The organism is Salinivirga sp., assembly GCF_055145285.1.
This window is the reverse complement of the sequence record NZ_JBSRDC010000024.1, coordinates 16,423-40,769: the sequence shown is the minus strand read 5'-3', so window position 1 is coordinate 40,769 and position 24,347 is coordinate 16,423. Positions and strand designations below refer to the sequence as shown.

Genomic DNA, 24,347 nt, shown 5'->3' with positions numbered 1-24,347 from the left:
ATGGACATAGATGATGTGTTTAAACAACGTCAAAGTATTAGAAAATTTACAAATCAGCCAATAGAACAAAATAAAATAGAAGCACTGAAAGAAGCTTTGCAAATGGCTCCATCGTCAAAAGCTAATTTTCCATGCCAGTTTTATTTCGTGAAAGATCCGGCTATAATTCAACAGCTGGCCCAAAGCAAACCACATGGAGCTACTTTCCTAAAAGATGCCCCGTTTGTAATAGTTTTTACGGCAGACCCCAAAATATCAGACGTATGGATTGAAGATACCAGTATTGCAACTACCTATGCCATGTTGCAGATTACAAATTTGGGACTTGGCGGCTGTTGGGTGCAAATACGTAATAGATCGTACGATGAAAATACGCCATCAGAGGAATATGTGAAAAGTGTACTGCATATACAATCTGATATGAAAGTATTGTCTTTTTTAGCTGTGGGTTATCCTGCAGAAATTCTTAACGGCGGTCAAAAAAATATATTCAGTAATATCATTCATATTGGGTAATTTCCATGAATAAAAAACAACAAATAATAGAATGCCCCTTTTGTTTTGATTCTGATGACCCATTGGTTTTTTGTGCTGACAGTTATTTTAGGGCTATATATAACCGCGCGCCAATTTTGCCCGGCCATGTTTTAGTTGTTCCTGCACGTCATGTAACAAGGTTTGGTGATTTATCGGCACCGGAACTGGAAAATATAATGGTATTTACACGTAAAGTAAACCAAATTATAGCCAGAGTTTTTCCTTTAGAGGGTTTTAACTGGACCATACAGGATGGAGAACCGGCAGGCCAAACAGTGGAGCATTTGCATGTTCATGTAATACCCAGGGTACAAGGCGACCTGCCTGATCCGGGAGATTGGTATCCGAAGCTGCAAAATTCGCAGGAAAAGGTCATTGACAGCCTTTCCAGACCACAGCACAATGAGGATGAATTATTATTGATTACCGAAAAATTGAAAGCCGTAGCCAATTCAATCGAACAGACCACTAATCGTAAAGTGTAAGAAATTCATATCCGTTTTGCGTATCTTCCATGTAACGTATGAAATCGTCGTATTTTACATTAAGTGTTGCCCGGTTATCATTCGGGTGAAAACTTAATTTCTCTGACTTCTGAAGGTTCTTGTCAAAGAAAACATGCACATGGTTGTTGTGGTCGTTTATTAACCCAAATGGCGATACAGAACCGGGTTTGAGACCCAGATATTTTTCCATTCTCCACTCAGAAGCAAAACTGAGTTTACCTTGTTTGAGCCTTTTTTCCAGATCGTGAATATCTAAAGGGTATGCATGATGTAAAACAACTAAGTAGTGCTTATTTCCTTTGTGGTTCCTGAAAAACAGATTTTTGCAAAAGGTGGCATCCATCCATGATTTGTGCTTTTTCGCGTCTTCTATTGTGTTTAAAGGAGGATGCTCGTGATAATCGAAGCTGATGTTGAGCTGTTTAAATTTATCGTATAATGCTGATTGTCCTATCATTGCTTTTTTTGTGCAAAATTAGCAACCCTTTTTAAACAACCTTGGTTTTATTCGTTTTATCGCACTTAAATGCCCATATCCTTTATTCGATGGAGCTTTTAAGAAATAGTTTTTACAAACCTGTATGGAAGTCTGCCGAAGTATAATTAATTTAGGCCTCGAAAAATTTGAACAACTTATTAAATTGCGAATGAAAGAAGCTATCCTAAAAACACTTTTTACCAAAATAGCAGGCGAAGACCCTGAGGTAAAAAAACTTTTTAAAAAAAGTGGGTCAGGCAGGCAATATTACAGGCTGAATAGCAAAAGGTTGTCTGTAATTGGTTGTATGAACTCGAATGTGGATGAAAATGAGGCCTTTTTTCATCTTTCCGGTGTGTTTAACAAAGCAGGACTAAATGTGCCGGAAGTATTGGCTATTGATGAATCGCGCCAATACTACCTGCAAACTGACCTGGGCGATAATATGCTGTACGATTCGGTTGTTAATCGGAACAACTTGTATTTAGACGATTATTTGCTCAATCAGTATAAAAAAGTGCTATCGGCTTTAGTCGATTTTCAAACTACAGACCAACATTTGCTTGATACGCGTAAGTTTTATCCCGTACCGGTGTTTAACCGGCAAAGTATTGAATGGGACCTGAATTATTTTAAATACTATTTTCTGAAATTACACGACATCCCATTTAATGAACGCAAATTACAAACTGATTTTGACGCATTTATAGGTCAACTGCTCAATGATGAGATGCATTATTTTATGTTTCGGGACTTTCAGAGTCGCAATATACTGCTGAAAAATGATGAACCCTGGTTCATTGATTTTCAGGGTGGCCGTAAAGGGCCTTTGGCCTATGATGTGGCTTCATTGCTTTATCAGGCCAAAGTTAATTTGCAGGAGGAAGACAGAGCGCAACTGTTGAATTATTATTTATCAGAACTCGAAACCAAAACAGATATTGATAAGGCCCGCTTTATGGGTTATTATTACCCCAATGCATTGCTTCGTACCTTACAAGTATTGGGCGCCTATGGTTTCAGAGGCTTGTTTCAACGTAAATCTCATTTTATAACTTCCATAGCACTGGCGCTGAAAAATTTGAAGTCAATTATTCCATCATTATCAGCATTAAATCACGTACCTGAATTGGCCGGATGCCTGAATAAACTGGTTGAATATATTCCCGATTATGAAAATAAAACACCCGAAAAGTTTAAACTGGTTATACAGAGTTTTTCTTTTTTGAGTGGCGGCGTACCGCCAGATACGAGCGGCCATGGCGGTGGATATGTGTTCGATTGCAGAATGTTGCCAAATCCGGGACGTGAACCCAGGTATGCCACTTTGAACGGCAGAGATGAAGCGGTAAAAAATTACATGCAGCAGTTTGATGAGGTAGATGCATATATTAAAAATGCCGTAGATATTACCAGCAAACACATCAATACCTATTTAGATAAGGAATTTAATTACCTGTCAATGAGTTTTGGATGTACAGGAGGCCAGCATAGAAGTGTGTATTGTGCTGAGCAGGCCGCTGCAAAAATCAAAGAATTGTTTCCCGGTATTACTATAGAAGTCAAACACTTAATGCAAAAAGTAACTTATGTATGTTAAACAATAAAAATGAACGCATCGTCGCATTTATTCCATCGGCAGGTTTTGGCACCAGACTAATGCCGCTCACACGGCAAAAACCCAAAGCTCTGATAAGTTTTATGGGTGAGCCAATGTTGGGCAAGACCATAAAAAAACTTACTAACCTTGGGATATCTCGCTTTATTGTTAACGTGCATCATTTTCCCAAACAAATAAAGGAATTTATAGACGCATTGAATCTGCAGGTTGATATTCGTATTTCTGACGAATCAGATAAATTACTCGATACAGGTGGAGGACTATGTAAAGCTTCTGAACTGTTAAAGCCGGATGAGCATACCATACTGGTGCATAATGTTGATTTGCACACTGATTTTAATATCCGTGAGATGATTGAAACGCATTTTGATTCAGGAAATGATGTTACCCTGGCTGTAAGCGATAGACGTTCGAATCGTAAGCTTTTGTTTAAAGATAATGAGTTGTGTGGCTGGAAGAATATAAAAACGTCAGAACTTATCACACGTAATGATTGTGATACAGATGTTTCACTGTCTTTTAGCGGGATTTTTTTAGTAAACAGCAACATTTTAATGGCTAATGCTCAAAACGAAGCTTTTCCATTAATTCCCTGGTTTTTGAAAATGGACAGCCATGTTAAGATCGCTGCCTGGAAGCACAATCCCAATGACTGGTTTGATTTGGGTACAATTAAGCGCATGGAACAAGCTGAGAAAGCAATAAGAAACAGGTAAAATAGTATGAGCACATCAAAATACACTATGCCAAAGGGTTCGTTAATAAGCTTTATGAGCAATAAAGTGAAAACGCATGGCGGAATAAATTTTGCCCAGGGTATTCCCGGTTTTAATCCGCCCGAAAGATTGTTAAAACATCTCGAAGCAATTGCCCATCAGGAAATACATCAATATGCCCCGGGAATAGGTGATTTGAAGCTGAGAAAGCTAATTTTAAATCACTACAGGGAACAACAATTCACCGATGAACAATTACTTATTCTGCAGGGAGCAACAGAAGCATTATCTCTTGTTGTTCAATATCTGAAAAACACAATAAATGAATCCTTCGCCGCCATGGCGTTTGATCCGGTGTATGAGAGTTACAGGCATTTGCCCCGCATTATGAACATACCTTTTCATGCATACGCAAATTCACAGTTTGATGCAAAGCATTTAAGGCAGTTTATAAAAAAGCATAAGGTACGTATTATGTTCGTCAACTCACCGGGTAACCCATTCGGGGCTGTATTTACTGAGCAGGAAATGAATGAGATGCGGGAAATTTGCGAAAGCGAGAATGTGTACATGATTATTGATGCTGTTTACCGCGATTTGTACTATGAAACACCTCCTTATTATCCAATTGACCAATTAAGTCCGCAAGTTTTCTACATCAACAGTTTTAGCAAAATGTTATCCGTAACCGGCTGGCGTATTGGATACCTCGTAGCACATGAAAAACACACCCCGGGTTTGCGGGATATCCATGATTATATTGGTTTGTGCACAAACGCTCCACTACAACATGCTTTGGCCAGTTATTTAGAGCAGGAGAATTATGGCGCTGCCTATGTACAATGGCTGCGCGAAACGTTACAATCTTCCTACAAACGTATGGAACAGAGCTTGCAGCCCCTGGGGTTTAGTATTCCTCAGGCAAATGGAGGATACTATGTCTGGACAAAATTGCCCCGGAATGCTGATGGTTTCAGGTTTGCTATGGACCTTTATGATGATGTTGGAGTGGCAGTAATACCCGGAATGCATTTCAGTGAGAAAGGTCAGAATTATGTGCGATTTAACATTGCCCGACCAGAAAAGGAGCTATTGGAAGGTATTAGCAAAATTGAAGAATTTTTTACTAAAAGGGAGTTGTAGCTCAGTTTTTTTTTCGCAATCGAGAAAATCGTATTATATTTAAAAATTAAAAGGTATAAGAATCTAAAAAAAACCCGGTAACAATGGGATTATACTCAAAGTTGATTGCTAAACCACTTGATTCACTTGATCAGCAAACAGGTAAGATTTTCAAAAATCTGTTTTATTTTGTTTTTAAAATTGCTGCCCTTGGTATAGCTATATATGGAGCCTATTTGCTCGTTTCAGGTATGTTGGGCAAAACAGGCTATCTTACAATGTTGAAATCACTGGATTCATTCGATTTGGTACGTTCTATTATATGTTTCATATTTACGTTTACCATTTCTGCGGCAATGTTTTTTTCTATTGCTGCCATATTTTGGAAGCGAGCCAATGATTTTAAAACACGCGAATTTGGAGGTGCCGTATTTTTGTTTCCCCGTTTTATTAAGATAGTTGGCGAAGCAATTTCGGTAATCCCGATTTCAGCGGCTTTAATTTCCTTTTTTGCCATTATTTTATCTGCCATTCCATACGCACCTATTGAATCTCTGGGTAATTTGGCCGGGTCCATAGGTTCAACAATGGTCAATGAATTTATAGGTAATACTTTTGCTGCAGTATTTGTTGAGACCGCATCTGACTATTTTAATTTGCTCACCGATGGATTTATTGGCCTTATCACAGGTTTTTTTATGTCTATTGGGGTGCTCTTCGGTACATATATCGTAGCAGAATTATTCGAAATAATCATCCATTTCCTTATTCGGAAACCTCTTTATAACTAGTTTTTCATGGAACTGACACTGTCAGGGCTTCTGCCATATCCTTTGGAAGAAATGCCACATGCTGAACATAGTTTCTGGCAACATGGCAATTTTTCCTTTACCCCAGATATTAATTATGAAATAATTGCTTCATCAGGTAAAGGTAAAACAACACTGCTCGATATTCTTTTTGGTCGCAGAAATGATTATCACGGACAATATATTATTGATGGCCAGCCTACCGATAAAATAAAATTAAATGTATGGGCCCATATCCGGTCATACCAATTAAGTTATGTTTTTCAGGGATTAAGGTTATTTAAACATCTGACAGGCAAAGAGAATATTGATATTAAAAACCGTTTGACAAATACCCTCACAGATTCTGATATAAATAAACTTGCCAAAGCCCTGGGTATCGATCAACATATGTCAAAAAAAGCCGGATTGATGTCTTACGGTCAGCAACAAAGACTGGCTATTCTACGCGCTTTTGCTCAACCTTTCCAATGGCTGTTGCTCGATGAACCATTTAGTCATTTGGATCCTGACACAGCCCAAAATGCAGCTAAACTAATAATTGATGAGTGTAGTACGCGCTCTGCGAATTTTATTGTGACCCGCCTGATGAACGAAGACTTTTTGCAATCTAATGAGGAAATAATTTTGTAATATGCTTAGAAGAATCCTTTTTAGTAATATTCCGGTTGTATACTTTATAGGTGCAGTATTGGGCACTTTGGTAGGGTTCTTTTTGCTCATGGCTACACTTAACGCCTGGAATTTGTACAATTCTTTTATTGATAGTAAGGCCGGACAAAGCAAGCAATACGTAACGATAAATAAAAAGATTAGTCTGTTAAATACCATGAGCAAAGAGCTCAGCGGTTTTACACAAAAAGAAATAAAGGAAATAAAAAATGCCGGTTTTGTAGCAGATATAGCTCCATTTACGCGTTCTGCTTTTGGTGTACAGGCTTCGCGCAAGGAATCGTCAAATATGCCTTATATGCGTACCGAGATGTTTTTTGAAGCTGTTCCGGAACGTTTTCTGGATAAAGTTCCGGAGAATTGGGGCTGGGAAAAAGGAGAGGAGCATATTCCGGTGATAATTCCCAAAGATTACCTTAATCTCTATAATTTTGGTTTTGCCAAAGCGCAGGGTTTACCAAATGTTTCTGAAGGCCTTATTGGTCAGTTTTCTTTTGATATTACGCTTTATACTCAAAGCAGGGTAGAGCATTTCTCCGGGTCAATCGTTGGCTTTTCTAACCGAATCCAGTCGTTACTTGTTCCGTTAAATTTTCTGAAAGCCGCCAATGAAAGGTTTGCCCCTGGTGAAAACACCAAACCCGACCGCCTTATCCTGAAGCTTAAGCCTAATATGGAGAAAGATATGTACGCATTTTTGAGTGAGAAAGGTTACGAAACAACTCATGATGCTTTTCAGGGAGGTAAAGTATCGCTTTTTGTGCATTTGAGTGGCACTATTCTGCTATTTATAGCCTCGTTAATAATTATACTTGCGCTTATTGTGTATGCTCTCACGCTCCAGCTTACCGTACAACGCAATAAAGACGAAATCTATCAATTGATATTGTTGGGTTATAAATCGAGGGTAATTTTCCTTAACTATTTTATAGTTCAGTTATTGTTGGCTTTTATTGTATTGGTTATTAGTGGAGCCTTTATCGAGGTCATTACCAATCAAGTAGTTGAGTTTTTAGCCAACCGATATATTGAGCTTGAACAATTCAGTTCTTTACCCACTTATGTTTGGGCTACAGCGGTAATGTTGGTATTTGTGTGCATAACCGGATTAAATACAGCACGTTTGGTTCGCAAACTGGCTTTGAAAGGTACACTTTAGCGTTATTTTGCTATAATGACAAATTCCGTCCTCCGGTTCTTTTTTCTGCCTGCTTCAGTTTTATTGTCTGCTACGGGTTTTGTTTTACCATCGGGAGATATTAATGGATGGCCTTCCCACGTTGTAAGTCCGTTTATTTTTTTGTTCAATTTTTGTAAGGGGCCCCACTTGCCATACTTTTTTTCGGTTTGATAAATGTCGCAGTTTTTGTATGGCCGCCCGTCGGGTAGTTCTATTTGTTTACAGACTGTTATAAATAACTCTTTGTTATCTATAGTTATGGATGCAGCTCCCTGGTTGGACGCTCTGTTGAAAGGGTAGGGCATGGGTTGCGATTCGTCGAAGATGGGAGCGCCGGCAGAATCCCATTGGATGAATTTACTTATGCTGAATTCTTCTACCATGCTCCGAGCATAGTCCCCGCGTTCTTGTTTCCATCGTTTATGCGTAAACATCATATAGCTGCCGTCGGGCGCAATGAGCGGCATGAATTCATCGTTGCTTGTGCATATGCCGGCTATAGGTACCGGATTAAAACTAACGGGGTTATTAATTAAGTTCCGAAAGGCTCTGCACCGGTCGAGCATGTTTTGAGTTTCGGGCATGTAATGGTCTTGCGAAACCTGAGATATGTATCTTTTTTAGCCATTTGTAAGCTCCTGAAAGGTTCCCACCTTCGTAATTAATTTTGCCAAGATAGTAATAGGCTTTGTGGTTTTTATATTTAGGACATAACCGGACTACTTCTTCGAAATTGTCTGATGCTCTGTTTAATAATCTGTTAAGGTTCGATACCTGATGGTTATCAAACTGAACTATTTGCGCTTTTTGGTAGTACCTGTTGGCGAGGTAGTAATAGGGTACAACCCATTGTGGTTGTTTTTTATAGCTTTGAATATGAGGCTTTTAGACTTATTGTTGTTTTTTGACCACAGTTGAGAACCTCTTTCAAAAAGCATATTGGCTCTTTCTGTTGGGTTATTACATGTTTTTTCTTGTGCCAGTGCATTTAAACTGATCGGGATATCATCAATATTGATATAAGCCGGAAGATATTTGAGCGGCCATGAATCATGCAATATTAATTAATTATCGTACTGTGCGGCTTACTTTTTTTGTGTTGTTCTATTAACAAGGCTTTTTGTACATCATCATCATAGTATAATGTCCATGTATCAGAGTCGAGCAGGTTCATGTATGCATAATCGCCAATATAGCGGCTTCTTTCAAGCTTAATGCGCACACCGTTTTTACTCCAGCGATAAAATTCATAGGCATAATCTGATTTATCACTGAGTTGTCTCATTGGGATATATGCTGGTTCTTCACTCATTTTTGCGGTAACCACCTCCTTAATTTCATCAACACGGTATTGCGGTATGTTGTGGCGTTCAATGGCATATATTTGGTTATATCCGATAATTTTAATTTTGATATCATGATTGGTTTTTAGTTCACAATCTTCAATGGTGTAGGTATCATAATTATAAATACCTCTGGTTTTTAATAAGTCCCGGTCAATTCTGTCTCCAATGCTGTATTTGGCTACTGTAAATTTCACCTGCTTATAGTGGTTTGTGGGTTTTATGTTAATGCTTGTCTTTTTTGAGCTGCATACTTTTGGGTAATTCTCGGAGTATAAAATGAGTTTAGGCTCTTCGTTTACAAAGGTAAAGTCATATCCTACCGTAGTTTCTATTAAAGTATCACCTGTAAGCACATATTGTCTGTTATCGTTGTAGTGTCCTTGACCTTTAATGAGTTTGTAGGTAATGGTTGAATCTGTGATTGTGATAGGGAAGGTCGTATCACCCACCATTTCATTTTTGTCCGGGTCGAATTTTTTATATGAAAAACTTGAATCGTTTCTGAAAAGTAAATCATCGCCAATTGTCCATTCATTGCCCATAAAGGCTCTTTGCTTAATTGTTTTTGAAGTATCGCACGCTATGGTAACCAATATAGCAATTAAAGGAATTAGTATTTTTTTCATGATTACATATTTTCAAGTACTTAATGCTTTAAAAATAATCAATAAAGATTAAAGCACATAAAAAAAACACCGACAAATATATTTGCCGGTGCTTTTTTTATGCTTGAATTTCAACTTTTTTACTTCATTGCATCAGGCATCCACGATTCTACAAGTGTTTTGTGGTCGTTGTACCATGCTTTAGCAGCTGTAAGTGGGTCGTCGCCTTTTTCAATGGCATTCATAAGGTTGTATAGTTTCATTTCTTCCATATTGAAGTTTTTGAAGAATTTACCTACAACCGGACGATCTTTAACAAAACCCGGGCGCGTTACAATTGCACACACGTCTGCTGGAAATATTCCTTTTGGATCTTTCAGATATTTAAGATCGTAATCAGCCCACATGAAATGTGGTTTCCATCCTGTGATGATGATGGGTTCTTTTTTGTCATAGGATCTTTTCAGTGATGCCATCATTGCTGGTCCGCTTGAAGTTACTTGCTCAAAGTTAAGACCATATTCTTCAATGGCTTTTTCGGTATTACCGTGTATGCCTGCTCCACTTCCAATACCAATAATTTCACCATTAAATTTGTCTACATGGTCGTTAAGTTCAGCAATGGAATTTACTTCAATGTACTCTGGCACAACTAAACCTGTGGTACCACCACTGAATGATTCGCCAATTTTCTCAAGCTTGTCACCAAATTTTTCCCAATAGTTGGAGTGGGTATGTGGCAACCATGCATCCATCATTATATCAGCATCACCTTTTGCAAGTGAAGCATAAATTGGACCTGGTTCAAGCGGTGTAACTTTAACGTTGTAGCCTTTATCTAAAAGAGCAGCTTGTGCAAGGTGCGTAAAAGCAATACCTTCTGCCCAGTTCGGATAAAGAATTGAAATTTCCTGATCTTTTTTCCTATCTTTTTTATCAGTTGTTTCATCGCCTTTTTGACCTGATTGGCAGGCAGCAAATGTAAGGAATGCTGCACCTGTCAAAACAGTCAAAAATGATTTCATTGAAAATTTTAATTTTTTCATAGTTCGTAAATTTTTGTTTGATTATTAAATTATTCTTGAGATTTTGATTTACCAAATCCAAGGTTTTGTGTTATTCTGTCCAGTATAATGGCCAGAACAACAATACCAAGTCCGGCTTCGAAACCGAGTCCTATATCTGCCTGGAGAATACCTTTATAAACGGCTTGTCCTAAACCACCTGCACCTACCATGGAGGCAATTACCACCATCGAAAGTGAGAGCATAATTACCTGGTTCACTCCTGCCAAAATGGTTTTCATAGCTAAAGGTAGCTGTACTTTGAACAGTAATTGTTTTTTTGTTGAACCAAAAGCCTTTGAGGCTTCTACAACATCTTCCGGTACATTTCTGATACCAAGATTGGTTAAACGTACAGCAGGGGGTAAGGCAAAAATTATTGTTGCCACAACACCAGGTACATTACCAACACTAAATAAAATAATGGCCGGAATAAGGTATACAAATGCCGGCATGGTCTGCATAAAGTCCAGAATAGGCCGGATAATTTTATCAGCGGTATCATTGCGAGAAGCATAGATTCCCAATGGGATTCCTATAGCCAAAGCAATGAGTGCAGAAGCAAGGATCAGTGCAATGGTCAACATTGTCTCTTCCCAATACCCCATAAAGTAAAGTAGCAATAGGCCCAGAATAGTAAAAATAAACATTCCGCCACCGGCTTTCCAGCCCGCTTTGGTGAAAAGTTTACCTCTTGCCGGCAAATAATACGACAATAAAGCCAATACTATTATGGTGACCCAGAAAGGAGAGTTGAGTAGTATATATTGCATGGCTGTAACCACGGCGTCGACGCCTCCAGTTATAGCATCAAAGAATCCGCTTGCATTGGCTGACAACCAATCGACTCCTTTTTCTACGTATTTACCAAGTTCTATTTTCATACGTCAACTCCTCCATCTTTTTTAAGTTGAACAACTTCGTTACGCCCTATACCAATCATTTCACTGATAACTGAGGAATGTACAACTACACCGATGAGTTTTTTATCGTCGTCTACTACAGCCATGTTGAATATGTTATCAAGGAAGAGTGGTAGTAGCTCCGAAACGGGTGTTTCGGGATTAACAGCAGTAACTTCTTTTTTGGAATGAAGGTGCTCGCTGATTTTATCCTGTCCTTTTTCTTCCATTTCTGCCATCTCTGTATCTTTCACAAACCCTATGAAGGTATTGTGTGTATCGACTACGGGTAGCGACGTAACCCCGTATTTACGCATTTTACGAAGTGCCACTTTGGGCCCGTCGTGATCGATACGAACGCTGGCCGGGTTTTCAAACATAATGGACCGTGCTGTTACAATGTCGCCCCTGTCTACATTTTCAACAAAAGCTTTCACGTAATCATCGGCCGGGTTTGTGAGAATTTCTTCCGGAGTACCTACCTGTACCACTTTACCATCTTTCATTATGGCAATGCGGTCACCAAGTTTCAGGGCTTCATCCAAATCGTGTGTAATAAAGAGAATGGTTTTGTGTACCTTCTCCTGCAACTCCAAAAGCTCGTCCTGCATATTATTTCTAATAAGCGGGTCAAGTGCACTAAATGCCTCATCCATCAGCAATACTTCTGGATCGGTTGCAAGTGCTCTTGCCAGGCCAACTCGTTGTTGCATACCACCACTAAGCTGACCGGTCATTTGTTCTTCGTAACCTTTTAATCCAACTGTTTCAATAACTTCGTATGCTTTCTTTGTTCGGATTTCCTCATCGACACCTTGAATTTCAAGACCAAATCCCACATTACTACTAACAGTACGGTGTGGTAAAAGCCCAAAGTGCTGGAACACCATGGTCATTTTCTTTCGCCTCAGCTCTCTGAGCTCTGAAACGGAAGTATTAATAATGTCTCTGCCATCCATTTCAATAGCGCCTGATGTTGGCTCTATTAATCTGTTAAAACAGCGTAAAAGTGTTGATTTACCACTTCCGGAAAGGCCCATAACTACAAAAATTTCGCCTTCTTTTATGTCGAGGCTGGCATCATAAACACCAACAGTACAGCCTGTTTTATCCAGGATGTCGGTTTTTGAATTGCCTTCGTCAAGTAATTTGAGCGCTTCTTTCTTTCGCTTTCCGAAAATGACATTCAAATTCTTTACTTGTATGTCACTCATATTTTATGTATTTCTTGATAAAAATTAGTTCCCGGAAATCAATCCGGGAACTAATTTACGTCTTTTAGAAGTAATATCCAACATTAATATTGAAACGTGTATTCCAACCCAGATCTTCTACAGGTACAGGCTCTCCGTCAGTGTGTGATCCGTCGTTATAATAATCCATTGATGGATCTGCACCTGAATCCCATGTTCTACCTTGTCCAAGTCCAACGCCAAAGTCTTCAGTTAACCATGGTTGGTTTTTACCCATAGCCAAATCAAAATAAGCATAAATTGGACCGGCTGACATTAAGAAACCTGGAATTAAGTGATATGAGTTCTCAAAATCGCTGTTGGCTTTATCAAACATTGTGAAATCCACATAAGGCTGAATATTGCTGATTGGACCCCACTCAACAGGAATACTGTAAGCCAAACCTGCTACGTACATATTGGCTTCAGTAGCTACTGGGTATGCAGAACCGTATGCTCCCATTGGTAGCACTTCTGCATCACTTTCATTGTCTAATTTCGCAGCGTAATTGTAGTTCACAAATTCACCTTTGAAATTAAAGTTACCAAAGTTTGCAACAATGTGACCGGCAAAAGCAGTAGACATTTCTGAATCGTCTAATACTGAGTTGTAGTTTTGGCCAAACTGACCTGAAACACCAACTTCAATATCTTCTGTAACATGATATGCTGCACGAATATTAAAATTGTTCAGTTCTCTAACTGAAGCGCCATTGGCGGCATCCGGAGTAATATCATAAGAATATCTTCCTGCTCCGGCATTTCCAAAGGTGCTTGTTCCACCGTAAACGGGTCCTTCTGGTTCAGCCTGGCGATAATAAGCAACGGCCAGGTCAAGGTTTTCTACAAAATTCAGATCAAATTTGATACCCATGTCATAGTCATCCTCAAGACCCACATAATAAGGTCCCTGGAACCACCATGAGTGAGAAGCAAATTTGGTGATACCAAATGGCACCTGGCTTACACCAAGCTTCATGTAGGCTACATCATTAAAATTGTATCCAATCCAACCGTGATGAATAAAATGTGTTGCAAAGGTTGGGTAAAAACGATACTCAAAACTCATGTCGAGTCCTTTCATTGTACCATCTACATTTAAACGCCATGTATCCCATGTGGCATAGGTGTTTAATGTGGTTGGGTCACTTTCATATGATTCACTGATGATGTTGTAACGTACAGCACCACCAAATTTAAAGCCGTCTTTCTTCTCTTCTTCCTGTGCGAAAGTCGAGGTTGAAATGGCTGTAAATAAAATCAAAAAAACTCCTAAAAATTGAACAATGTTCATTTTCTTCATAATAAATTGATTTTTAGTTTATAAAAAATAAAAAAATTTGCTTTTGCCTCGTTTACGTTATGGCAACAAGTTAACGAGGGGAATGTTCAAAAAGGTCATAAATGTGTCGCCAGTTTGAACAGGAACTTGTGAATAAATTCCAGCACAACTATCTGAATGTTGTCTATGCAAGTGTTTCGTATTGTCATACGCCTTGCAAAAGTATGTAAAAAGGATGGAATAGCCAAATGATAATGGTTTTCTATTAACCTAAATTCCGCAAGTATCAACTTTACATGTATATAATATTTGTGGATTTTTGGGTTTAAAGACAATTGAATTTGCCATAATTAGTCATTGTATAATATTCCATTCCTGTTTTTTAACTTTCACATCATTGATTTATGCAATTACATAGTGCCAGCAAAAAACTATAGAATTTACGTTATTTGATAACAAAGCGTCAAGTATATGGCTTTCGAAAACAACCGTAACCCCGTTATTTGGCGTTTTCTTGCAAAGGTTACATGCAAATTGATGAATTAAGAATAACATTCAGGAGTTTGTAATCAATTTTTAGGTATAACATTGAGGTATTTTAATACCCCTTATTTTAGCCGTCAGGTTTTAAACTGGATTTTTATGCTTAATTATTTGTAGCTTAGCAACATTTTAGTCTTTAGAGTTGTTGGAAAATTGTTTTGTAAAAAGTAAATTGCAGTGCAAGTGTTGAACTTTGTTTGTGGGTTGAGAAATGAGAATTTATACATACATTTGACGAACAGGCCGTATCCTTTGATAAGATGTTGAACATGAGTTGTATTATTGCGTATTACTATAATTAAATAAGGTAAAGTTTCATTATGAAAACAATAGGCAAAGTTATAATTCCGATCGTTTTGTTTATACTGTCAATTAGTGCTGATGCTCAAAATGGCCCCGGTGGTATAGGTAACCTTGATGGCTCAAATGGTGAACCAGTTCTCAAGTTCTGGCTCATGCCGGATTCTTTATCGCTTACAGAAGGCGATGATGTACTCTCGTGGACAGACCATTCCGGTAATGGATATGATTTTTCTGCCGCATCTGCTACTTCACCAATATTCAGGTCAAATGCGCTAAATGGGCATGATTATCTGGAGTTCTCAAAGGTTAATAATCGAATCGTACGCAACCCTTTTGACATGCCGACCAGTGCAGTTGCAGTTTTTATGGTTTTAAAAACGAGTGATTCAGGTGATGGGCTGGTATCTTATAATGCTGCAGGAGCAGATAATGAATACCTGTATTATCAAAGCAATAATCAAACTACCTGGATAGGTGGAAGCGCTAACAATATCGGAACTAATTTCAGTGATGGGAACTGGAAAATTTTTGCACATCAATGGAGAAATATCGACGGCAGGTTGTATCTACATATTAATGGGACCGAAGAAGCCAATATAACCCATCGTTCAGGGTATACAATTACAGAAAATGGGGCTTTGGCAATTGCAGGCGAACAGGATGCTGTTGATGGTAATTATGATGCAGGTCAGGCATTTCAGGGAGATATTGCAGAAGTCATCATGTATGGTTCATCGCTGTTGCAGGCCGACCGCGTAGTGATTGAAAATTACCTGGCACAAAAATATGGACTTGATGTAAACCTTTTGGTAGACAGGTTTGACCCGCCTGATGCTTCATACATAGTTGATATGAGCGGTGTTGGTAAAGAAGCAGATGGAGTGAATGAATTAAATTCAGCCGGACTGGTTGTCAATGAAAATGGCAGTTTTGTAAATGGCGACTACATTTTTGCAGCCCACGATGGCACTGCAAATTCAATCAATACTTCGCCCAGTGTATCCGATCCGTCAGTTTTATCAGCCTGGAGCCGCAATTGGTATTTGGAAAAATCCGGTACAGCTGTAGACGCTAAAATTGCTTTTGATTTTAGTGAGGGCATTGATGGCGATTATCCTTCAAACATAACAAACTATCGATTACTTTATAAAGCCAATCCCGGCGATCAATATCAGGTTGTAACTACAGCATCAACCGGCGTCCAGAACGGCGATCAGGTTTATTTTGCTGTAACAGACGCCAATATTGCCAATGGATATTATACCATAGGAACCATAAATGAAACAGACAGTCCCTTAGACGGCCTGCCTGCACGCACCTGGTATACGTTAATTAGTGGCGATTGGGACAATTGGGAAACATGGACACTTGACCCCTCCGGTGCTTTGCCGAATAACCCTGATCAGGCAACACCAATGGACGATCCCATTGACCGTGTCGTTATTTTATCCGGACGAACAGTCACCGTTAATAGCAATAATTTACAAAACACTTATTTGAAAATAGATGGGGAGTTAAATTTGCAAAACTACACTGGTCATTCATTTTATGAAATCGAAGGCAGTGGACGTTTAGTGCTTGCTGGCGATAATTTTCCATCTGGTAATGCCACACATTTCACTTCAGCCGGTGAAGGGGAGGGAACTGTGGTATACACGGGGAATTCTTATAATTTGAGTCAGCCGTTATCGTTTTATAACCTTAATATCAGCCTTAATAATATAACCGACAAGCTAACCTTACTTGCTGATTATGATATTGCCGGCGATTTTAAAGTTGATACGGGAGCGTTTCAAATCAACGACAATAGCAGTACAACCAATTTAAACATTGCAGTACAGGGAGATGTGTCAATAAATGAGACAGGAAAACTCCTGACAGGTACGGGTAATGCACGTCACCAATTTAATTTTTATGGTGATTTAACTAATAACGGTCTGCTGGAATTTACTAACCGTACAACGGCCGATTATAATAATGAGGCATTGGATGGTATAGTTGATGCTAATTTTTTAAATGATTTTGAGAATCAAACAGTCGTTTGTGATAATACAAGCAATTTTTACCGCATTGAAATTAATAAAGGCACTGATGATACATATGAGCTGAAATTAATTGCCAATGATCCCTCATATTTTAATTTGTATGGTTATGCAAATGAGGGGCATGGAGATGTTGCTCAACTTGCAGATAACGCCAATGCTTTGGGGTTAATAAAAGGAACAGTACGCATAAGCACCAATGTGAACATTCCTGTACTGAACAACACAGGAAATTACAATGTATCTGAAGCCGCCCGGCTTTGGGTAGATGGTGGAAATGTGGCAAAAGATGACGGAACGGCCATTGTGCCCTATGGAAAAGTTTTGGTGACCAGGGGTACTTTGGAAGCCACAGTTAATAGCGGAATTACCACCCGGGTCAACGGCCTTGTAAAAGTAGAAGGCGGAACCCTGAGCATAAATCAGTTACGAACTTCTGTTTATGGTGCGGAAAATGTAGGTGGCTATGTGCAAAGCGGTGGTACCACTAATATTTTGGGTGGCAACACAAATGCCGATTATTATGCATTTAACCTAACCTACGAAGGTAACGTTTTCAGTATGTCGGGTGGTACGTTGCACATTCATGATGCTCCCGGAAAAGGAGGAATTTTTATAGCATCCAATGAAACAAATCAGAGTATTACCGGAGGTACGGTAGTTATGGAAATTAGTGATGGAAACGATTTTGAAATAACTTCCAAAGCGCCTTTTTGGGATGTGATTATCAGAAACTCATTTAGCGGAACTGGTAAACATATTTTAACTAATGGAGTCGACGTTGGAGCTACAAACGAAAATTTGGCTGTACAGGATTTGGTAGTCTTAAATGATCTAACTATTGAAACAGGAACCACCCGCAGCGACGGCACCAATACTTATGGCAGCTACCTTGATTTAGTTCCCGATAATGCTACTCCAGCCAATTTATATGTTGGCGCTAATTTAACAATTGAAGACAATGCTGTATTAGACATTTGGGGTTGGACGGGTACCGACAACAGTACGAGTGCAACTTTATATTTCAATAGCTCAAAAGATGCCGTGTTTTTTATCGGTGATATTACAAGCTATACCAATGCATTACTCGAATATGAGTCGCCTAATATTTCAGACGGTGGACCTGACGGTAACTTTCCCACAGCAGGTACCGGCGAAATGCATACCTGGAAATATAATCTTCCGCTCTATAACCTTGTGGTTGATAAACCGGATGGCAAATTATCATTGGCTGCCAATAGCCCGGGTAAAGGCGATGACTGGGCTAATGCAGCAGGACAGGCAGGAAACTGGGTGTTGAGTAATGGTGGTAAAAATACGCAGCGTTGGTTAAGCCAGTTGCTGAGTATTAAAAATCAGTTTAAATTATTGAATGGTACTTTTAGCCAAATCGACCCTTACAATACCGTAACAATTGTCGAAAATGGCGGTGCTACGTATGGTTCCGTTGGGGATCCCGTAGGCTATAGTGTGAACCTTTATACCACTGATGTAGAAATTCGCGACACCATGTTTGTTTATGAAGCCGGGACGACCCCAAAAGAAGGGATTATTGAAGTGCGCGCACCCAATCCATTAAACCTGCAAACCACCGATGATGCTTTTATTGGTAACATGCGTTTTATTGATGATCACAATAACCCTGTTACGCTCGTTAGTGACGTCCATTTCGGACGTATCGAGTATTTTAATGGTACAATCGATATTGGCACACATAACTTAAAAATTGATTTGTTTGAGACATACGCAGTTGACCACCCTGATCGTATGGATGCTGTTTCAACCGGACAACCGGTCTTTGGGGTTCCCAACTTTATCCGTATGGCGGGCAATGCTTCTGACGGAGGGATATCTCTAAAAGTCCCTAAAAATCCAACCTGGCCGCTACCAAATAATGACGAATTTGAGTATCTTCTTAATGACTGGGATGAAGAACAAGGTCCTTACGCTTTTCCCGACCGCCTGTGGTTCCCGATTGGTACCGACGCTTCGGGTACCGATAAATACACCCCGGCTGTTTGCCGTTTGCAGAATTACGGCACCACCGATGGCGATGAATATATTACTGTCAGAGTAGTAGACCAGGAGTTGCAAACCACCGATTTAACGGGCGGCGATGTGCTCTCGTACTACTGGAACGTAGATTTTGAAGGTTATGCAACCGGCGAAGAACCCACGGTAAGCTGGGTTTTTCAATACGACGACAGTGACCTGGATGTAGGCGTAGGAGACGAAACTGCATTTGTGCCGGGCAAAGTGCTCGACGGCGGTGCATACACGCGTAGCGATGAAGGCGGCGTGGCCGCAGTGAAAAACGGCGGCGCTTCCACCATTGAAGGCAATATTCTGGGCAATGACCCGGCCAATATCGTCATTTTTAATGGTACCGGAACAAGCGGTTCCACTGACCCTGATGACAACATTGAAACCATTAGTAGTACTATGTTCAACGAGGATGCAACCGGCCCAAATATCAATGCCAACTGGCAAAATGCCTGGCCAAATGTTGGCTTGACCCTCGAAAACGCCAACTATACTGCCGGTGAAGCTAATCGGTTTGTAGGACAACCTGCTGTATTCTATAACCAGCGGGGAGGTCCATGGGATGGACGTGACTGGGGAGCTACAGATTCATGGTACGACACTCCAGAGGGAACGAACCATCCTTCCAGTGTTCCTGGAGCCGGGGATATAGTTGTAATTAGGGGAAATTATATAGATGGCAGTGATGATGCAATTACTGTTAATGGAACAAGAGAAGTGGCTGAAGTAATATTTCAACGAGAAGGAACTTATAGCGATATTGAGAGTTTACCAAGATTGAGGCTTGAAACAACAGATCAACTTACAGCAGGTAAAATCTCCGGCGTAGGGGATTTATATTTGCGAAAAACAACAACTGGTGGATCAATATTAAATGCCGATATAGGAGAGTTTGCTGCGAACGATACCAGTATGATAGAATTTTATATGACTGAAAATGGCACTTACGATGTTGCAGAAGCAGATTTTTTTACAAACATGCCAACACTAAGAGTTTATGGGCAAAATAGTGGCCAGAATAACCGAAAAGCAAGGTTTAACTACGACTTTCAATGCAAAAATTTAATTGTGGATGGACAGGCACAACTGCTAATAGGTGGTAACTATACCGTGGAAAATAAAACCCGACTTGGTTTCACATCCTACGGGTCTATAGAATTTCCAGCAGGAAGTAATGCATATACACTTGAAACAACAGATTTCTATACTGGTAATGGCAAAAACCAAGATGACCTAAACCTTCAGCAAGTTACCGTTGAAACCGGGTTCAGCAATTTTGAGCATAGACTAATTGTTAAAAGAAATATTGAGTTTGATTTTTACGATAGCGAAAATGCCGCTGATAATGTTGTTTTTGATTTAGATAATGGACAAACAAATAATAGGGTAATACTTGAATTACACGGAGACGAAGACGGGTCATTTGTTAATAACTTTTCAGCTGCAAATTTCACCATTGAGCTTTATAAAATATACATGAACAAGGGTACAGATTCAACATCCACTTTCAGAATTGATACAGATTTTGATTTATTAGGATCCACAGCCGGCATTGGTATAGACAAAGCCATTACGTTAAAAAACGGCGCACTGATATTAAATAATGGTGACATAGAGGTGGATTTGAATACCGGAGGCGATGATTTTGTTATTCCTTCTTCTTCGGCACTAATTTTAAATGCAGGTAAAGCCTTTGTGAATGGAAATAGTGGTATTTTGCTCGACGGATTACTCAAAATAAACGGCGGACAACTTGATATGCGGGGTGGAGATAACTACATAGAATATTCGGCCAGTGGAAATGCACAATTGGATGTTGTAGCCGATACATTATTCGTGGGCTCGCAAATCAGAAGAGGGTTAACAGCTACCGAAGGCATATTAAAATACGCTCAATCTGGTGGTGTTGTAATTGTTGGAACTGATGATGCCCCGGAGAACAATAGAGGCGTTCTGGAAGTATTGAATGGAAGTGAATTTAATTTAACAGATGGCAAGTTAATTATTGCAAGGGCGCAAGATAACCCCTCCATTGCCTCACTTTATCTCGACCCTGATAATTATAACCTTGCAGATGATGGAAGAGTTTATTTAGGTTATACTTCAACACCATCCAATCAGAAAATTGGTGTTTATTCAACTATCGACATCCCGTATTTAAGAATAGATAACACTAGTGGGCAAATGCCGACCGTAAAACAATGGGTTCTTCCATTAACAGTTACTGATTCACTCATAATTGAAGCTGGTGCAGAATTGAATGCTGCCGGGCGGGATCTTTTTATTAAAGGTCATATGATTGTGAATGGTGCTTTTACACCCAATGCCAATACTACTTATTTTAATGGTGCATCACCACAGGAAATAACAGGGTCGGCAACTTTTTATAATTTGAATAAAAGTACTGCAACAAATTTATCTTTGAACGATGACATTACAGTAAGTAACAATTTCACCATGCCTTCGGGTACGTTTGTTGACAACAATAACACACTTAACATTGAAGGCAATATTGCTTTTGGCGGCACCCACACCTGGGGCGGCAGCGGTAATGGTATCGTTTTGAACGGTGGCAGCCAACAGATTATGACCGGCGCCGGCACCTATGGGCTTTTAACTTTAGATAACCCCGAAGGCGTGAGTATTGATCCAAATGGTGGTTCAGGAATTACAGTTGCTGATATGTTAAAGCTCGAAAGTGGTGTGTTTGACATTGATAAGTTTCTATTAACGGTTAAGGAAACTGCAGAAATTACCACAAGCAATAGTTTTGATGAAAACACATTGATACAAACCAATATTTCATTCATTGATGCAGGAATATTAAAGGAACTACCCGCAGTTTCTACCACAACAAGCTATGTATTTCCTGTTGGCGTCAAGGGAAAATATACACCTGTTACCTTTAATATTGATGCTGTGGATGCAGGCGGTCAGATCAGGGTAAAGGCAGCCAATGAAATGCACCCCACTATAATAGACGATAATGATGAGGGCAACGAGTTCATTGATTCATTGAACGTTTTACAGTATCATTGGATTGTAGAAGCTACCGATATTACTAATTTCACTGCAGATCTGACAATGCAATTTGATCCTGAAGATGCCATAACTGAAGCAAGTCCTTCAGGTGGCGTAGCCTATGATACATCCGATTATATTGCTGCAAGGATTCTTACCTATGGAGATAATACCTGGAATAAGTATGATTATGAAAGCTTTGAAGGCAATGATGTCAATGCACTGAAATTTAGTTTTGCAGCAACAGATGACCTCGGTATATCAGGGGATTATACAGCGGGTGTTGAACAAGTAACTAACGGTGCTATTCCCAATCAGGTTACAGAATATATTACCACTGAAGTTAACAGCAGCTGGAACGATGCAACCAACTGGGCCCTCTATGATTCTGATGCCGGCACCGCCGGAACACCCGGAGACAATGTGCCGGCAAGCGGCCCGCGCGGTGCTATTGTGTATGTGGAAGCGAATCATACACTCACAGTTCCAAATAACTATATTTCGGCCTATAAAACCCAAATCAAATCCGGAGCCACGCTCAATCTGGGTACAACATACGGGCATCGCCTCGGTATTGTATCGGGTACAGGTACGCTTTATCTGGAGAATGGCGCTTTACCAGCCGGAATTTATGATAGCTTTTTTGCCACCACAGGAGGAACACTTCATTATAATGGAGGCAGTTATACGATGGCTGGTATTAGCTCTGTCAATAATCTTATCATTTCAGGTGCAAATTTTAAAGATTTTCCCAATAACAATGTTACGGTATCTGGTGATTTTCTCATCGACGGAGGCTATATGCGGCAAAATAACAGCAGGGCTGTTACATTATTGGGAGATTTGGAAATAACGAGTGGCCAAATGCGATTCGATGTGGAGGCAGGTAATGAATTCATTTTTGCCGGCAGTACAGATCAAAATGTTATTGGAGAATTTGCAACAATCAACCAGCGGGCATTTAATAATGTAGTTGTAAATAAACCAGCTGGCGACCTTATCTTAAACAATAATGTATTGGTTGAAGCATCATTGGATTTACAAAATGGTATCGTTAATACCGGAAGCACAAACACTTTTAATTTAACAACTTCTGCAACGGTTAGTGGCGGTTCATCTTCATCTTACATCAACGGTCCATTGATAAAATCGCTGAATAGTTCTACCGATGTTAGTTTCCCGGTAGGAAAGAACGGTTTGTACAGACCCGTGGCAATTCAAAATCCGGCGCAACCCGGCGACTGGACCGCCGAATATTTTGCAAATAATAGCACCAGTACCCTTGCCAGTGGTCTATCGAGTGTTAGTGGTGATAACCGTTGGGTTGTAACCGGGGATTACTCCACGGCCTCCCAAAGTGCAAAGGTAAAGCTTACCTGGGGCCCGGAAACCAACGTTTCTACCAATACTGCCGATTATGCTGAATTGCGCGTAGCCTACCTTGATGGTGGGCAATGGACGAACGCCGGCAATAGTAGTTATAATGGAACACAAAGCTCCGGGTATGTTATTTCCGATGCTGTATCGTTCAGCACCAAAGAGTTTACCATAGCCTCTGCTACCACTGATAATCCATTACCGGTAAGTCTCATTGATTTCGATGCTACGGTCACAGATAATAAGGTGAAAGTCTCGTGGCAAACCTTAAATGAGCTGAATAACGACTACTTTGTGGTAGAACGTAGCCAGGATGGTGTTGTGTTTGAAAGTGTTGGCCGGGTGCAGGGTGCAGGCAACAGCAGCTCTGTTTTGAACTACGCATTTACAGATACAGATCCATATTACGGCATATCTTATTACCGCCTGCGCCAGGTAGATTATGATGGTTCAGAAACAGTATTCCCCATGGTAGTGGTTGAAATTACTGGTATTGCATTAGATGAACCGAGATTAAATATCCACCCCAATCCATACCGTGAAGGCGATATAATTGCCGATATTGGAGGATTTAATACAGAATTAAAAGCTACTGTAATGTTGGCCGATGTGAGCGGTAACGCTATATGGCAATCAAGAGTAAAGCCTACACGCGAATATCTTTCTGAAGAGCTTGGTCAACAATTATCTCTGGTACAACCGGGTTTTTATGTTGTAGTGATTGTAAGTAACCAGCGAAAGGTATCAGCGAGAATTATCAAGAAATAACAAGTTGCAGTATCATAAAATTAAAGGCCATGTACTCGTGGCCTTTTTTTTATGCTGTATGAAATTTGTACCAAAAGAAACGAGAGGAAACAAAAAATTTCCTCTCGCACCGTTATTAACCCTTAAAACCATGACGACAGTATAAACTGTCGATTAAAAACCCATTACAAATATACAA

General features: G+C 39.7%; 17 protein-coding genes. 9 read left to right on the top strand and 8 right to left on the bottom strand.

Annotated elements, in window-relative coordinates:
- Positions 1–516, top strand: coding sequence for a nitroreductase family protein (locus tag ACTB0Y_RS04785; protein ID WP_463205663.1), 516 nt, complete (start codon positions 1–3; stop codon positions 514–516).
- 5 nt (positions 517–521) lie between these two features.
- Positions 522–1,022 (top strand): HIT family protein, encoded by a 501-nt coding sequence (locus ACTB0Y_RS04780; protein ID WP_463205662.1) that lies wholly within the window; start codon positions 522–524, stop codon positions 1,020–1,022.
- On the opposite strand, the gene ACTB0Y_RS04775 is transcribed toward ACTB0Y_RS04780, so the two are convergent.
- Complete coding sequence (locus ACTB0Y_RS04775; RefSeq protein ID WP_463205661.1) at positions 1,006–1,500, bottom strand: prolyl-tRNA synthetase associated domain-containing protein; 495 nt, start codon at positions 1,498–1,500, stop codon at positions 1,006–1,008. The genes ACTB0Y_RS04780 and ACTB0Y_RS04775 overlap by 17 nt on opposite strands.
- Before the next feature lie 190 nt (positions 1,501–1,690).
- Between ACTB0Y_RS04775 and ACTB0Y_RS04770 the strand changes: the two genes are divergently transcribed.
- The 6 genes from ACTB0Y_RS04770 (at position 1,691) to ACTB0Y_RS04745 (ending at position 7,620) form a co-directional block, all read left to right on the top strand.
- Positions 1,691–3,121 carry a RapZ C-terminal domain-containing protein gene (locus ACTB0Y_RS04770; protein WP_463205660.1) on the top strand — a complete coding sequence of 477 codons (1,431 nt, stop codon included), beginning with the start codon at positions 1,691–1,693 and terminating at the stop codon, positions 3,119–3,121.
- Positions 3,115–3,858, top strand: coding sequence for a nucleotidyltransferase family protein (locus ACTB0Y_RS04765; RefSeq protein WP_463205659.1), 744 nt, complete (start codon positions 3,115–3,117; stop codon positions 3,856–3,858). Before ACTB0Y_RS04770 ends, ACTB0Y_RS04765 begins: the two co-directional genes overlap by 7 nt.
- Before the next feature lie 6 nt (positions 3,859–3,864).
- Positions 3,865–5,001, top strand: coding sequence for a pyridoxal phosphate-dependent aminotransferase (locus ACTB0Y_RS04760; RefSeq protein ID WP_463205658.1), 1,137 nt, complete (start codon positions 3,865–3,867; stop codon positions 4,999–5,001).
- A gap of 83 nt (positions 5,002–5,084) precedes the next feature.
- On the top strand, positions 5,085–5,771 hold the full coding sequence (locus ACTB0Y_RS04755) for a hypothetical protein (protein WP_463205657.1): 687 nt from the start codon (positions 5,085–5,087) through the stop codon (positions 5,769–5,771).
- A 6-nt stretch (positions 5,772–5,777) separates the two neighbouring features.
- Entirely contained in the window at positions 5,778–6,422 is a 645-nt protein-coding gene (locus tag ACTB0Y_RS04750; RefSeq protein WP_463205656.1) for an ATP-binding cassette domain-containing protein, read from the top strand.
- Position 6,423: 1 nt separating this feature from the next.
- Positions 6,424–7,620 carry an FtsX-like permease family protein gene (locus ACTB0Y_RS04745; RefSeq protein WP_463205655.1) on the top strand — a complete coding sequence of 399 codons (1,197 nt, stop codon included), beginning with the start codon at positions 6,424–6,426 and terminating at the stop codon, positions 7,618–7,620.
- 2 nt (positions 7,621–7,622) lie between these two features.
- Here ACTB0Y_RS04745 and ACTB0Y_RS04740 read toward each other — a convergent pair whose 3' ends face one another.
- The 7 genes from ACTB0Y_RS04740 to ACTB0Y_RS04710 all read right to left on the bottom strand — a co-directional run bounded on the left by ACTB0Y_RS04740 (position 7,623) and on the right by ACTB0Y_RS04710 (position 14,093).
- Complete coding sequence (locus ACTB0Y_RS04740) at positions 7,623–8,225, bottom strand: hypothetical protein (RefSeq protein ID WP_463205654.1); 603 nt, start codon at positions 8,223–8,225, stop codon at positions 7,623–7,625.
- Between the two features lie 210 nt (positions 8,226–8,435).
- Positions 8,436–8,699, bottom strand: coding sequence for a hypothetical protein (locus ACTB0Y_RS04735; RefSeq protein ID WP_463205653.1), 264 nt, complete (start codon positions 8,697–8,699; stop codon positions 8,436–8,438).
- A 2-nt stretch (positions 8,700–8,701) separates the two neighbouring features.
- On the bottom strand, positions 8,702–9,613 hold the full coding sequence (locus ACTB0Y_RS04730) for a hypothetical protein (protein ID WP_463205652.1): 912 nt from the start codon (positions 9,611–9,613) through the stop codon (positions 8,702–8,704).
- Between the two features lie 119 nt (positions 9,614–9,732).
- Positions 9,733–10,638 (bottom strand): glycine betaine ABC transporter substrate-binding protein, encoded by a 906-nt coding sequence (locus ACTB0Y_RS04725; RefSeq protein WP_463205651.1) that lies wholly within the window; start codon positions 10,636–10,638, stop codon positions 9,733–9,735.
- A gap of 29 nt (positions 10,639–10,667) precedes the next feature.
- Positions 10,668–11,540, bottom strand: a complete 873-nt coding sequence (locus ACTB0Y_RS04720; RefSeq protein WP_463205650.1) for an ABC transporter permease — start codon at positions 11,538–11,540, stop codon at positions 10,668–10,670.
- Entirely contained in the window at positions 11,537–12,772 is a 1,236-nt protein-coding gene (locus ACTB0Y_RS04715; RefSeq protein ID WP_463205649.1) for a quaternary amine ABC transporter ATP-binding protein, read from the bottom strand. The genes ACTB0Y_RS04720 and ACTB0Y_RS04715 overlap by 4 nt, the downstream gene beginning before the upstream one ends.
- Before the next feature lie 64 nt (positions 12,773–12,836).
- Positions 12,837–14,093 carry a hypothetical protein gene (locus ACTB0Y_RS04710; protein ID WP_463205648.1) on the bottom strand — a complete coding sequence of 419 codons (1,257 nt, stop codon included), beginning with the start codon at positions 14,091–14,093 and terminating at the stop codon, positions 12,837–12,839.
- An 842-nt stretch (positions 14,094–14,935) separates the two neighbouring features.
- Here ACTB0Y_RS04710 and ACTB0Y_RS04705 point away from each other — a divergent pair.
- Positions 14,936–24,169 (top strand): hypothetical protein, encoded by a 9,234-nt coding sequence (locus ACTB0Y_RS04705; RefSeq protein ID WP_463205647.1) that lies wholly within the window; start codon positions 14,936–14,938, stop codon positions 24,167–24,169.
- Positions 24,170–24,347 lie beyond the last annotated feature (178 nt).